The organism is Streptomyces sp. NPDC000880, assembly GCF_053599675.1.
Window position 1 is genome coordinate 23962 of sequence record NZ_JBSFMS010000062.1, and the last position, 14039, is coordinate 38000.

Genomic DNA, 14039 nt, shown 5'->3' on the forward strand with positions numbered 1-14039 from the left:
TACTACGCATTGACTTTGTTCACAGGGCTTGTCGGTGATGTCACTGTGTGGGAAATGTAGAAAGTGGGAGATATGCAGAGCTTCGCGCCGGGAATGGTGCTGCGTAACCGCTATGAGCTCGAGTCCGTGCTCGGCCGAGGCGTGATGGGCCAGGTGTGGCAGGGACGGGATGTGTACCTGGAACGGCCCGTGGCGGTGAAGACCATCGCGGCTGAACTGCTGGCCGTTCCCCAGAGCCGCCGTGAGGCGCTGGCCCGCTTCAAGCGCGAGGCACAGGCAGCAGCCCGCCTCGACCATCCCAACGTCACCACCGTGTACGACGCGTCGATCACTGACGACACCTGTTGCCTGGTGATGCAACTGGTCGACGGCACGACCCTGGAGTACCTCTTCGACCAGCAGGAGGACGAACGGTTCGACGTGCCCTCCGCCGCCTCCATCGCCGCCCAGCTGTGTGCCGGACTGTCCGCCGCCCATTCCGCCGACCTCGTGCACCGCGACCTCAAGACGCAGAACGTCATGATCCGACGCGACGGCGTTGTCAAGATCCTCGACTTCGGCCTGGTCAAGTCTCTCTCCGACGCCGACCCACGCCTGACCATGACCGGGGAGGGCATCGGCAACATCCTCTGCGCGTCGCCGGAACTGCTCTCCGGACACGGCCGACTCGACGGCCGCAGCGACCTCTACGCGGTGGGCTGCCTGCTGCACCACATGCTCGCCGGCGCTCCGCCCTTCTCCACCGACCAGCCCGCGCTCCTGGCCTCCCAGCACCTGACCGCGACTCCGACCCTGATCTCCGAGTCGGGCATCGACGTTCCCCACCCCCTGCAGGAGCTGGTCACCGCCCTGCTCGCCAAACGCCCCGAGGACCGTCCGTCCTCCGCCACCGAGGTCTATGCGGCGCTCGCTCCCTACCTGCCGGACTCCGATCCCCGGCTCGCCACCCACCGTGGCCTTCCCGAGGACCCCCGCCGCCCCTTCCTTGTCCCGCAGGGGCCGCAGCCTGTGTGATCGGTGAGAGGATGGCACCGCCGACCGGGTGCGCCGCGCTGCCCCGGTCGTAGGGTGTGGCAGGCGCCGCGGGCGCCGGGACTGGAGACGGGCGCAATGCGGCGAAGCCTGGGGAGGTACGAGCTCATTCGTGAGCTGGGCCGAGGAGGCATGGGCGTCGTCTGGCAGGCGCACGACCCGGACCAGGGGCGCGAGGTCGCGCTCAAGCTCCTCGCGCCACGGGGATACGGCTTGGAACTCACGATGCTGGAGCGCCGTTTCCTCCGCGAGGCGCGCTTGACCAGCCGGCTCAGCCACCAAGGCATACCGGCCGTGTACGACCACGGCAGCCATGACGGAGAGCTGTACCTCGTCATGGAACTCGTCCCGGGCCGCGACCTGGACTCCGTGCTCAAGGACGAGGGCCCGCTGGCCGTCGACCGCGCCGCGGGCATCACCCAGAGCGTCGCCGAGGTCCTCGCCTACGCGCACGGCCAGGGCATCGTGCACCGCGACCTCAAGCCGTCCAACCTGATGATCACTCCGTCCGGCGAGGTGAAGGTCCTCGACTTCGGCGTCGCCGCCGCTCTGGAGCCCCGTCCCGGCGAGACCCGGTTCACCGCCGCCAACGCCACCCCCGGCACCGTCGTCTACATGGCACCCGAACAGGCCGTCGGCAAGACCGTGCCCGCCAGCGATCTCTACTCGCTCGGCTGCGTCCTGTACGAACTCCTCGCCGGAAGCCCGCCGTTCACCGACGGCAGCCCCTTCATGCTGTACCACCAGCACGCGAACGTGCCCGTGCCGCCGCTGTCCGGCCACCGCCCCGGCATCCCTCCCGGCCTGCGGAAACTGGTGGAAGGCCTGCTGGAGAAGAACCCGGAGGAGCGGCCCGCCTCGGCGGAGGTGCGCGCCCTGCTCTCCGCCTGGGCGCCCGCCCCCGCTGCGACAGCACTCGCGCACCCGCGGCTGGCGGAAGTCACCGCCCTGCGCCTGTCCGGCCGCCCCGCCCGAGCCCTTGAGGAATACGAGCAACTCATGGCCGCCCCCGGCCTCGGGCGTGCGGACTTCCTCGCCGCCCGAGTAGGAGTTGCCCTGTGTGTGGGTGCGCTCGGCCGGACCCGCGAGGCCCTTGACGAGCTGAGGTCGGTCCTCGCCGAGCAGCGCAGCGTCCTCGGCCCGGCCGACCCCGCCGTGCTGGACACGCGCTACGAAATCGCCGTGCTGCTCGTTCGTACGGGAGAGCGCCACCCCGCTGTGGAACTGCTGCGCCGCCTGGCGGACGACGAGGAGACCGTCCTGCCGCCGGGCGATCCCCGACGCGGGCGCACCCGTGCCCTGCTGGACCGGCTGGGCCGCATGGCCTGACGGGGGGCGACCCGAGGTATGGTTTTGTAATCTCTGTTCACAGTCACTCGTGCGTGTTACGCTTCGACCGCACCGTTCGGGTGGGAGACAGGACACTGTCTACGGACGGCAGCAGAGACACCGAGGGGGGACAGCGCCCATGACGTCAGCAGTCCAGCGCGAGACCGAGCGGAACGGGGCGCAAGAGTTCCCCGAAGAGGGGAAGCTCGTCGAGGTACGCGGTCAGTCCTGGGTCGTCGCCCGCGTCGAGCCCGCCCCGGCCGGTGCTGAAGACGACGAGCGCAAGGCCGCCACCCTCGTCCACCTCCAGTCCGTCGCCGACGGCCGCTTCGGCGACACCCTCAGCGTCATCTGGGAGGTCGAGCCCGGCCGCCGCGTGCTGCCCGCCGGCTCCCTCCCCGACGCCTCCACCGGCCAGTACGACTCCCCCAACCGTCTCGCAGCCTTCCTCGACGCCGTCCGCTGGTCCGCCGTCGCCTCCGCCGACGCCAAGACCCTCCAGGCGCCCTTCCGCTCCGGCGTCGCCGTCGAGCCGTACCAGCTCGAGCCGGTCTCCCGCGCTGTCGGCGCCCCGCGCGTCAACCTCCTCCTCGCCGACGACGTCGGCCTCGGCAAGACCATCGAGGCCGGTCTCGTCGTTCAGGAGTTGATGCTGCGCGGCCGGGCCCGCCGCACCATGGTCGTCTGCCCGGCCGGCCTCACCCTCAAGTGGCGCGACGAGATGGATGAGAAGTTCGGCCTGGAGTTCACCATTGTCGACTCCGAGCACTGCGCCCGGCTGCGGCGCACCCACGGCACCGCCGCCAACCCCTTCCGTGTCCACCCGCTCACGATCGTCTCGCTGCCGTGGCTTCGCGGCCAGAAGGCCCAGCGCCTCCTCGACGAGGTCATCGGCGCCCCGGACGAGAGCAGTAACGGCGAGCACAAGCGCTTCTTCGACCTCCTCGTCCTCGACGAGGCCCACCATGTCGCGCCCGCCGCGCCCAAGCAGGTCTATGCCGTCGACTCGCAGCAGACCAAGCTGATCCGGCGCCTCGTCCCGCACTTCGAGCACCGCCTCTTCCTCTCCGCCACTCCGCACAACGGCTACCCCGAGTCGTACACCGCGCTGCTTGAGCTCATCGACGACCAGCGTTTCGCGCGCGGCGTCGACCCCGACAAGGAAGCGCTGAAGGACACCGTCGTACGACGCCTGAAGTCGACCGTCACCAACACGGACGGCACGCCGCGCTTCCGCACCGCAAGACCCTCGAACTCTCCGTCGACTACACGGCGCAGGAGCGCGAGATTCACCAACTCCTGGGATCTTTTGCGGAGTTGCGCCGCAAGAAGCTGACCCCGCAGGCCCGTGGTGGGCGCCGCGCCGCCGACCTGGTGACGCTGCTGCTGAAGAAGCGACTGTTCTCCTCCCCGGCCGCCTTCCTCCACACGGTGCAGGTCTACCTGTCCCACCTGGAGGACACCGGCCCGGCGCGCAGCCGCGCAGCCGCCGCCGATGTCCCGGAGTGGCTGGAGGAGTTCGCCGATCTCGTCGCCGACCTCGACGACACCGGCCTGGTCGACGCCGAGGACGACGCCCTGACTCGCTCCACCTCGCTCACGCCCGCCGAGGACGGCCAGGAGCTCGACCTGCTCCAGGAAATGGAGCGTTGGGCACTCACCCACGAGGCCGCGCCGGACTCCAAGGCCGACGCCCTGATCGGCGCCATCAAGGCCATCTGCCGCCCCGACGGCAAGCGGTGGACCAACGAGCGGGTCGTCATCTTCACCGAGTACCGCGACACCCAGGAGTGGCTCCACGACCTCCTCCAGCAGGAGGAACTCACCGACGGCGGCCGGGTCGAGCGCCTCCACGGCGGCCTGGCCACCGAGGAGCGAGAGCGCATCCGCCTCGGCTTCCAGGCCGAGCCGTCCCGCCCCGAGGGCAAGGTCCGCATCCTCCTCGCCACCGACGCGGCCGGCGAGGGCATCGACCTCCAGAACCACTGCCACCGCCTGATCAACTACGACATCCCCTTCAACCCCAACAAGCTCGAACAGCGCATCGGCCGTATCGACCGCTGGGGCCAGAAGAACGACCCCGAGATCACCCACTTCATCGGCTCCGGCTGGCAGCAGGCCCAGGCCGGCTCGTACGAGGCCGACCTGGAGTTCCTCTCGCGCGTCGCCAAGAAGGTCGCGCGCATGGAGCACGATCTCGGCTCGGTGAACGCCGTCCTCGCCGACGCCGTGCAGCGCCGGATGACCGGCGACACGGGGCCCGTCGACATTGAGCACGCCAAGCCCAGGCCGATCAAGGGCCGGCGCACGGGCGGCGAGGTCGCGCCCGAGCAGAACGTCACCGCACAGACGAAGAAGCTCGCCGACCAGTACGAGGAGACCGTCGACTCCCTCGGCCTCACCCCGGCCAACGTCAAGCGCGTCGTCGACACAGCCCTCGCCCTCGACCACCAGCCCGCGCTCGTCCCGGCGTACGGCGAGGACTTCGAGCCGGGCGACCTGTTCGACGTGCAGCCGCTCTCCGGCAGTTGGGAGCGTGCGACCCGTGGCCTCGCTCACAAGCTCCGCGACGGCGAGCAGCGCCCCCTCACCTTCTCCCCGGCCGTCGCCGCCCACGGCCGCGACGACGTGGTCCTCGCCCACCTCAAGCACCCGCTTGTCGCCCTCTCGACGCGCCTGCTCACCGCCGCCGTCTGGAACGCGGACACGGTCAGCCTCAACCGCGTCACCGCCGTCGTCTCGGACGACCCGGCCCTCTCCACGACACTGGTCTCCGCCTACGCCCGGTACGTCCTCGTTGGCAACGACGGCACCCGCCTGCACGAGGAAGTCCTCTACGCGGGCGGGTTGTTCGGCAACACCAGGCGCTTCCGCCGCTGGGAGTCGGTGGGCGAGCAGGGAAGGGTCCTGAGCCGCGCGCTCACCGAGGGCATGGAGGCCGCCCCGCACCTGCGACAGGGACTGACCGAGGCCTGGCCGAAGCTCCAACAGCCGCTGTACGACTCCCTCTCTGCGCGCGCCCGCGAACTCGGCCGCCAGCTCGAAAGCCGGCTCGCCGACCGCCGGGCCGAGGAGGAGCGCCGCATCACCGCCACCCTCGACCGCTTCGAGGCCACCCTGCGCGCCAAGCTCAAGGAAGAGGGAGAAGGGGAGGGCGAGCAGCTGGCGCTCCTGTCCACGCACGAGCTGACCGGCCACGAGCGCCGCCAGTTCGAGGAGGACCGCCAGCGCTGGCAGTTCCGCCTCGACGGCCTGCCCGCCGAGCGCGAGCGCGAACTCGCCGCCATCGCCGCCCGCTACCGCGAGCCCCGCCCGCACCTCTTCCCCGTCGCAGTCGTCTTCGTCATCCCCGCAAAGGAAGCCAGCCGATGAGCCGCCCCCGCAGCAACGTGAGCCGTGGAGTCGCCGCAGCCAAGGCCCAGGCCGCCGACGGCCGCAGGCAGCACCAGGAGTGGCTCGACCTCACCGAGGTCTCCGGCCCCTTCCTGACCATGCCCGTTCTCCTGCGCGCCTGGCCCCAGCTCGACGCCCTGGAGAAGGACGAACGCGCTCGCCTGCGCGCCCGCCACGCCGACTGGCAGACCGACACCACCGCGGGCCGCGACGAGTGGGTGGCGTACATCCTGCGCCAACTCCTCGGCTGGGACGACGCACTGACCTTCCGCCAGGGCGAGTCGGAACACATGGGCCTCGACCGCCTCACCCTCCGCGTCCCCGAGCACAACACCGAAGTACGCCCCGACTTCGCCCTCGTCGAACCCGGCACCGATCTGGCCGCCGAGCCGGACGCGGACTCCGCCGCCAAGCGCGTCCGCCTGCTCGGCATCACCGTCCCCGCCGGCACCGCCCCCACCGCCCGCGCGGGCGGTGGCGGCGACTGGGCCGCAGCGCCCGCCGACCGCCTCGGCCGCCTCCTGCGCCACCACGGCGTCCCCCTCGGCCTCGTCACCGACGGCCGCTGGTGGTGCCTGGTCTGGGCCCCTGTGGGCGGCGTGACCACCACGGCCGTCTTCGACACCATCGGCTGGAACGAGGCCGCCGAACGCAACGTCGTCCGCGCCTTCGTCTCCCTACTCCGTCGGCGCCGCTTCTTCGAGTACGGGGACGCCGAGACGCTGGTCGGCCTGCTGAAGGCCAGCCTCGCGGCCGGCGAGGACGTCACCGAGGCACTGGGCATCCAGGTCCGGCAGGCCGTGGAACTGCTCGTCGACGCCATAGGGCGCGCCGACGTCCGCGCCATCGAGAACGGCGCGCAGGGCCTGCACGCCTCCGGCGTCAGCGCCAACGAGGTCTACCGCGGCGCGGTCGCCGTCATGATGCGCATCGTCTTCCTCCTCTTCGCCGAGGAACGCGGCATGCTCCCCGCCGACAACGAGGTGTACGCACGCTCGTACTCCGCCCGCTTCCTGCGCGACGAACTCAAGGCGCGCGCGGACGAGGAGGGTGAGACCTCCCTGGAGCACACCACGTCCGCGTGGCACCGCCTGATCGCCCTCTTCCACGCGGTGCATGGGGGAGTGGACCACCCGGAGCTCAAGCTCCCCGCCTACGACGGCTCGATCTTCGATCCGGACAAGTACGAGTGGATGGAGCGTGCCACCCCGCTCCTCCCGATCGACGACCGCACGGTCCTGCACATGCTCCAGGCCGTGCAGGAGGTCCGCGTCGGCAAGGGCAAGGACCGCGAGGTCCGCACGCTCAGCTTCCGTGCCCTGGACGTCGAGCAGATCGGTTACGTGTACGAGGGTCTGCTCTCATTCGACGGTCGCCGGGCCACCGAGCACATGGTGGGCCTGATCGGGCCCGAGGGCCTGGAACACGAGGTGCCGTTGCGGGAGTTGGAGTCGCTGGCGGCCAAGTCGGGCGCGTCGGTGAAGGCGCTGGCGAAGGCCATCCACGAGAAGTGGAAGGACCCGAAGCCTCCGGCGACGGCGGGTCAGCTGGAGAAGAAGCTCGCGCCGTTGTCGACCGAGGACGCGGCGGAGGCGCGCCGCCGACTGAACGCGGTGACGAAGGACGTGGCACTGACGGAGCGGCTGCTGCCGTTCGTGGGCGTCCTGCGGGACGACCTGCGCCGCCTGCCGACGGTCATTCCGAACGGCGCCCTGTACGTCACGGAGTCCTCGCTCCGGAAGAACACGGGCACGCACTACACGCCCCGGTTCCTCGCGGAAGAGGTCGTGCTGCACGCGCTGGAGCCGCTGGTGTACGAGCCGGGTCCGCTGCAGACGGCGGACACGGGGGAGTGGCGGCTGAAGTCCTCCGAGCAGATCCTCGACCTGAAGGTCGCGGACATCGCGATGGGCTCGGCGGCGTTCCTCGTCGCGGCCTGCCGCTACCTGGGCGACCGCCTGATCGAGGCCTGGGAGGGCGAGGGCCGCGCGGACGCGATGACATACCGGGCGGGGCGCGCGGTGGACGCCGTGACGGCGGCGGATGCGGAGCAGGACCCGGTGGTGGTCGAGGCCCGCCGCCAGATCATCGAGCACTGCCTGTACGGGGTGGACATCAACCCCATGGCGGTGGAGATGGCCAAGCTGTCGCTGTGGCTGGTCTCGATGGACCCGGAGCGCCCGTTCACGTTCCTGGACGACCGGTTGGTGGCGGGGGACTCGCTGCTGGGTGTGACGAGCCTGGAGCAGATCACTGACATCCACCTCAAGCCGCAGAAGCAGCACGACGTGCTGGGGTGGGCGGAGAGCGCTGGCCGGAGTGTGGACCGGCTGACGCGAGAGCGTCTGGCCATTACGGCCATCAAGGGCGTTGACCTGCTGGCCCTTCAGGAAAAGCGGGCCCGACTGGAGGATGTCAACCGTCACTCGGGGCGGCTGCGATTGGTCGGTGACTTGATCGTGGGCGCGGCGCTGGCCACGTGTGCGTCGGGGCGGGTGGCTTGGTACGAGGACGCCTCGGGGAAGCGCGTACGGGATCTGTTTCCGGTGGCGCAGTCGATTGCGGCCGAGATTATCCTAGAAGGTGTTGACGACGCCGCTGAGGTTGTGCGGGCTGCGCGCGAGAAAGCTTCCGAATGGCTACAGGTAGAAGTTCCGGATGGTGCACTGGAACGCCGATCAGTTCACTGGCCTTTGGTGTTTCCTGAAGTGCATACCGGAAAGGGTTGATTTGATGCAGTAATCGGTAATCCGCCGTTCCTGGCGGGGTCAGACATTAGTGGCGCTAACGGCAGTGCGTATCGCGAACATCTCGTTTCTTGCTTGGCGCGAGGGGTCACGGGGAACAGTGATCTTGTGGGCTACTTCATGCTGCGAGTGCATGAGCTGCTGAATTCCGGCGGGCAGAGTGGGATCATCGCCACTAACACCCTAAGTCAGGGGCGTACGCGCCAGGTAAGCCTAGATCAGATTGTGGATCGGGGAGTCACGATTCGGCGCGCGATCAAAAGCATGAAGTGGGCCACAAAATCCGCCGCAGTTGAGAACTGCGTGGTATGGGCGTCGAGTGCTGCACTCGGTGATAGCGCTTTGAGAGTTGTTGACGGTGTCAAGGTGAAAGGAATTTCCCCTGGCCTTGATCCGATGGGGAGGGTGGGTGGAAATCCATTTCCGCTATTTCAAGGCGGGCGGCTTTCGTATTACGGCACCTATATTCATAGTATGGGATTCACGTTGGGTTGTCGGGAGGCCCGAGAGATGATTGCCGTCGAGCCCCGTAATGAGGAGGTGATGTATCCTTATCTAGGTGGGGAGTTGAATCAGCGTCCATCGCTTGATGCGGATCGGTGGGTCATCAACTTTAAAGGTTGGAGTGAAGAGGAGTCGGCTCGCTATGCCATGCCTTTTCGGCATGTAGTGGACAATGTTCGACCCGCTCGTGTTAATCATTCGGATAAGCGGTTGAGGCATTTTTGGTGGCAATATAAGCGACCCACGCTCGATCTCTACCGTGCAGTCGAAAGATTTGATACGGTCATGGCAGTGGTTCGGCACAGTGAAACCCTGGTGCCCGTGCGGGTTTCGGCTCGACAGGTATTCAGTGATGCGGTGGTCGTTGTCGCCGAGGACGACTGTGCGCTCTTTGCTCTCCTGTGTAGTTCGGTTCACTATTGGTGGGCGATTAAACACGGTTCCACCATCAAGGGAGACCCGAGGTATAACTCGTCTGATGTATTCGACACTTTCCCTAGGCCGAAACTATCGGATGATTTGAGAGAGCTGGGTGCCGCTTTGGATTCCCAGGTGAAGCAGGCTGTCGCATCACGTGAGCTTGGGCTTACCAGTCTCTACCACCTGATCGGTGACTCTGCGTTCGACGCCCCGGATATTTCGAATATTCGGATTATTCAGCGTGCAATCGACGAATGTGTGCTGCGACTATATGGTTGGAGTGATCTCATCGCTTCTGGCTTGGGTCATTCCTGTTATCAAGGTCGACACGGTGCGCGCTTCACTTTTTCGCCGGAGGTGCGAGAAGAGGTGCTGAGTAGGCTCCTTGAGAGGAACCATCAAGTGTACGCGGACGAGGTCTATCTCGGCATGCATGCGAAGCCGGTCAATCGCCCAGATATGCCCCCGCCATCAGCAGAGGCCATCCGGAAGCGCAAGGAGCAGTTGGCCGCGCGAGGTGGGTCGGATTTCGGTGAGGGCGCCGAGGGCGCCCTCTTTTGAGCCGTCAGCATGACAACGGGCTCGTTCGCATCACACCAAGTGATGTGAACGAGCCCGTTGTTCCGCTCCGAGGCCCGGGGTGGGACTACCCAGCAGCGAGTGCCACGAACGCGGCCCACTCGCCCGGACCGACCCGCAGCATGGGCCCGCCACCCGCAACCTTCGAGTCTCGTACGTACACGGCGTCCACGCCGGCAGCCACCTCCACGCAGTCGCCGCCGCCGGATCCGCTGTAGCTGCTCTTGAACCAGCGCAGCCCGTCCACGTTCGCGGATACCTGCTCTACGCTCATGTCTCTCCCACCAGCCGTTCGATGAGCCGCGCAGACTCGACGCCGTTCAGAGCCTGCGATCGCAGCTTGCCATATCGCAACCCGAAGGCGCTGACCTGTGCGGGATCACGGACGACGCATCCGACCTCCTGGGACTCGATGTATCCGAGGTGCTGATGCTCCTTGGTCTCCAGCACCACGAACGGTCCGTTCAGCCCGGCATGGAACCCCGATGAGACAGGCATGACCTGAACCTCGACGTTGCGCAACGCGCCGACCTCCAGCAGACGTTGCCCCTGACCGCGCATGACCTCCGCATCGCCCACCGGGTTACGGAGCGCCTCCTCACTGATGATGAACGACAGCTCCGCGAGCGGCACTCGCGTCAGCAGCTTCTGGCGGCTGAGCCGCGCTTCCGTGTGCTGGTCGACGATCTCCTCGCTCAGCGGCGGGCAGTGCCCCGCGAACACGGCCCGCGCGTACGCCTCCGTCTGCAACAGCCCTGGCACCAGCAGCGGATCGTACGAGAAGCGGCTCGCCACCTCCGCCTCGATGAGTGCGAAGTTGCGGAAGAACTGGGGCAGTTTCGCCCGGTCCACCTCGTCCTGGAGCACTTCCAGCACTCCCCGGGCCTCCAACACCCGGTCCGCCGCCGCCGTGAACGCCGCCTTCGCCGGCCGTCGGCCCTGCTCGACGGAGGCGACCTGTTCCACTGAGTAGCCGATGGCTTCCCCGAGTCCCTGCTGGTTCAACCCGGCCTGCTTGCGCAGATGCTGGAGCAGTTTGCCGTAGGCCGACCATGCGCCCGGAAGGTCGCTCTCCTCCCTCGTCTTCGCCGTGCGACTGTTCCGCGTGTCCCGCACCGCCCTCACGTCCTTCCGTCCCCGAGTGCACCGCCCGCCCCACGCCCGCAGCGCTCGTCAACCCCATTGCGCCGGGGCCAGGTTCAACGCGGGCCGCAAGTCCCGGGACACGGCCCCGCACCCGTACAACGCCCGTACAGGAACCCGTACAACCAAGACGAGAGGCAGCCACGCCCTCCGTACGACGAGCACGACGTACGGCCGTCGCACCTGGTCACTGGCGCCCCCGCCCACCCACGCCGACATCGTGACGCAACAGGAGATCAACGATGAGCCCCGCACCTCCGCCCACCAGTTGAGCCTCCGGCTCAGCAGCACCAGACGGGGCGCCCGGCTGGCGCGCCAACTTGCCGTCCAGCAGTTCACCGAATGGACCGGCCTCCTGCACGACTCCGACCTCGCGCGTACCGTTGCCCTTGTCACGGCCGAGTTGGCGTCCAACGCGATCACCCGCGGCCGCGTTTCCGGCTGGGGCTTCCGGTTGACGCTGCTTCTCCTGCCCCAGGCAGTCCTCCGTATCGAGGTCACGGACATGCGCCCGGAGCGGCCTCTCCCGTATGCGACCAGACCGGCAACGTTTGCAGTGCATCACCAGCCAGGGGCCCTCGGCCTACGTGGTTCGATGGTTGCCCACCTTGAGCCGCCAGAAGGCGGTCGCTGAGGTTTGGCGGACTGGTCATTCAGTCAATCGCGGGGAGTCGCAGATCTGCCGTAGTTAGAAACGGGGCATGGTGTAGGGGGCGTCTGTTACGAGTTGGAAGGAAGTCTCAGTCGACTGTGATGAACTCGATGGTATGCAAGATATTGGCGATCGATTATATGCTCCGGTATCTCTTTGAGTCGACCAAGTGAAACCCCAGAAGCGTGATCAGCGACGGTTAAATCGTTGCTGATGGTCAACATGCCAACATCGAAAAGGACGTGATGGTTCGGACACAAGCACACTACGTTGGCTGTGACGTCAGGCCCTTCGTGAGGTCGTCCTAGGGCTCGGATGTGTGCTGCTTCCGCGTACGCCCCTGTTGGTGTGGTGAGCCGAGTGCCGCAAACCTGACAGGTGTAGTCGTGTACTCGCTTCACGTAGTCCGCAACAGCAGTGCTCCGGATTATGCGTTGAGTTGTTTCTTCGGCGCGTGCGGGTGACTCATCCCCTTCTGGCTTATGTGGACGCGGTGTTGAGGGGCTGGGTTCCCTTTCTCTGCCGGCTTGCGATGCGGCGTTCATGTCTCGGATGCGCCGATACTCCTCCCAGCCGGCTTCCGTCAACACCCAGACGCCGCGCGATATTCGGGCCGGGACCAGGAGGCCTGACCGTTCCATCTTCTTTCGTTCGAATCTGGTCCTGTTGTGCCATTTTGGCTCATTATCTCGTTCTGTGCCGACGTGATCTTCCGGCGAGAGCAGCGTTTCGTAGCGCCGTTCCATCTGCCTGAGTGCGTGAGCGGTCGGCGCGCTACCGCCCATTTCTCCGAGCACGGTCAACAGCCAGTCTCGAAGGACCCGTTGAGGGGTCAACCTTGATGTCATAGCGAGAGGATAAGGAATTCCGCTGCCACGTCCAGGGGGTCATGTCCCCTGGTGTGGTGTAGCGGCGGGCAGCTGTTCTCTGCCCTGGGTGGTCAGCAACCTGTCGCGGTGCCCGTCGCGTCGAGTGGTGATGGCATGGGCAGTCGCCGGCGCTGGGCCAGGAAGCGGTTCGCGAAAAAGGTGATCCATGGGCTATTTGCGGCCCGACCGCGATCGGCCGCTGTGGTTGCGGTACTTCGCTGCCGTACCGCCTCACGCCTCGTGAAGTGTGGCCGCCGACAACTACGACTTGAACGCGTTCAAACTCTGTGTCAGGGTACGGCATGCGTTCTTGAGCCCACCGGTCGCGCACGCGGCCTGCGGAACCCGCTAGGGGTGGAGTGTGTTGCGTTGCTGTCGTACTGCGCTGATCTTGCTTGCCATGGCCCTCGCCCTGACGGCCTGCGGCAGGTTCACCGTCATGCCGCCGCCCGAGGGTGAACCGGTCGTTCTGAAGCCGGCCGAACTTGCGACCACGTGGACCGATGCCGAAGGCGGCACCCTCACGCTGAAGCAGGACGGGACGTTCATCGCCGATAAAGTCTGCGTCGCCGTCCGCTGGTACGACAGTTTGGCCTGGTCCGGAACAGGCACCTGGGAGCAAGGCTCCAACGAGGAGTACAGCTTCGTCGGTGTGACCTTCGACGCCGATCACCCCGTCGACGCCTATCACCCCGAAAGGGTCGAGCGGGAGCCCGACTCCTACGCCGCCTTGAGGCAAGGCAAGGTCCTGAAGCTCTGGGTCGCCGTCGGCGATCCGGACAACGATTATCCGAACTGCGTCCTGACCAGCCCGGCGAGTTGACCCGGCTACCGCGCGGCCGGGTGAGCTGCACCTGGTCCGGCATCGCACATGAGCCCCCTGCCGTGATGGAGGGGATCAGCCCTCGGTAGTGCCGGGGAGGGCCTCGGTGTCGACGGTGGCGTAGACGGTGGCCATGCTCTCTTCGGAGAGGTAGCGGCGGGGGGAAGGCGATCCATTCGTCGTGCATTTCGGCCAGCGACTGGATCAAGGAAAACGGTGGGCACCTCTCCGGGACCGGCCGGTTCGAACCGTCGAAGTGCCTCGCGAGGCGACCCGGCCACCCGGGACTTCGCTGGCAAACGTCAACTCCACCGTCACAAGAGCCTGGAGCCCCCGGTTTCCGCAGGGGTGAGCGGCGGGGGGACGCGTACCCCCGCGGCTAGTTCTCCAGACGGACCGGCATCAGTAGCGAAAAGGTGTCCTCGGTGTCGGGCCGGCGGATCGCGATGGGCGCCTTAGCCTCGATCCACCGGTCAGCCCGTGTCCCGTGGATAAAGAATCGAAGAGAGGTGCCTGCTGACCTGCGAAGATGGGAGTTACCACACCAC

General features: G+C 67.0%; 10 protein-coding genes and 1 pseudogene. 8 read left to right on the forward strand and 3 right to left on the reverse strand.

Going from position 1 to position 14039, the window contains the following annotated elements; genetic code table 11:
• Positions 1-72: 72 nt before the first annotated feature.
• From ACWDO5_RS20745 to ACWDO5_RS20770, 6 genes and pseudogenes are all read left to right on the forward strand, one after another.
• Entirely contained in the window at positions 73-1014 is a 942-nt protein-coding gene (locus tag ACWDO5_RS20745; protein WP_450531800.1) for a serine/threonine-protein kinase, read from the forward strand.
• 96 nt (positions 1015-1110) lie between these two features.
• Positions 1111-2361, forward strand: a complete 1251-nt coding sequence (locus ACWDO5_RS20750) for a protein kinase domain-containing protein (RefSeq protein ID WP_450531801.1) — start codon at positions 1111-1113, stop codon at positions 2359-2361.
• Between the two features lie 139 nt (positions 2362-2500).
• Entirely contained in the window at positions 2501-3697 is a 1197-nt protein-coding gene (locus ACWDO5_RS20755; RefSeq protein ID WP_450531802.1) for an SNF2-related protein, read from the forward strand.
• A pseudogene (gene drmD / locus ACWDO5_RS20760) lies at positions 3634-5733 on the forward strand (DISARM system SNF2-like helicase DrmD); the annotation flags it as partial. The gene ACWDO5_RS20755 and the pseudogene drmD, both read left to right, overlap by 64 nt.
• Complete coding sequence (locus tag ACWDO5_RS20765) at positions 5730-8483, forward strand: hypothetical protein (RefSeq protein ID WP_450531803.1); 2754 nt, start codon at positions 5730-5732, stop codon at positions 8481-8483. The pseudogene drmD and the gene ACWDO5_RS20765, both read left to right, overlap by 4 nt.
• Before the next feature lie 12 nt (positions 8484-8495).
• Positions 8496-9986: a type IIL restriction-modification enzyme MmeI gene (locus ACWDO5_RS20770; protein WP_450531811.1), complete on the forward strand. Its 1491-nt coding sequence runs from the start codon at positions 8496-8498 to the stop codon at positions 9984-9986.
• An 85-nt stretch (positions 9987-10071) separates the two neighbouring features.
• Here ACWDO5_RS20770 and ACWDO5_RS20775 read toward each other — a convergent pair whose 3' ends face one another.
• Positions 10072-10278 (reverse strand): DUF397 domain-containing protein, encoded by a 207-nt coding sequence (locus ACWDO5_RS20775; RefSeq protein ID WP_450531804.1) that lies wholly within the window; start codon positions 10276-10278, stop codon positions 10072-10074.
• On the reverse strand, positions 10275-11120 hold the full coding sequence (locus ACWDO5_RS20780) for a helix-turn-helix domain-containing protein (RefSeq protein WP_450531805.1): 846 nt from the start codon (positions 11118-11120) through the stop codon (positions 10275-10277). The genes ACWDO5_RS20775 and ACWDO5_RS20780 overlap by 4 nt, the downstream gene beginning before the upstream one ends.
• Before the next feature lie 247 nt (positions 11121-11367).
• On the opposite strand from ACWDO5_RS20780, the gene ACWDO5_RS20785 reads away from it, so the two are divergent.
• The gene (locus ACWDO5_RS20785; protein ID WP_450531806.1) at positions 11368-11781 is read left to right on the forward strand and encodes an ATP-binding protein; all 414 of its coding nucleotides are present in this window, start codon (positions 11368-11370) and stop codon (positions 11779-11781) included.
• An 86-nt stretch (positions 11782-11867) separates the two neighbouring features.
• Here ACWDO5_RS20785 and ACWDO5_RS20790 read toward each other — a convergent pair whose 3' ends face one another.
• On the reverse strand, positions 11868-12647 hold the full coding sequence (locus tag ACWDO5_RS20790; RefSeq protein WP_450531807.1) for an HNH endonuclease: 780 nt from the start codon (positions 12645-12647) through the stop codon (positions 11868-11870).
• Between the two features lie 421 nt (positions 12648-13068).
• Between ACWDO5_RS20790 and ACWDO5_RS20795 the strand changes: the two genes are divergently transcribed.
• Positions 13069-13491, forward strand: a complete 423-nt coding sequence (locus tag ACWDO5_RS20795; RefSeq protein WP_450531808.1) for a hypothetical protein — start codon at positions 13069-13071, stop codon at positions 13489-13491.
• Positions 13492-14039 lie beyond the last annotated feature (548 nt).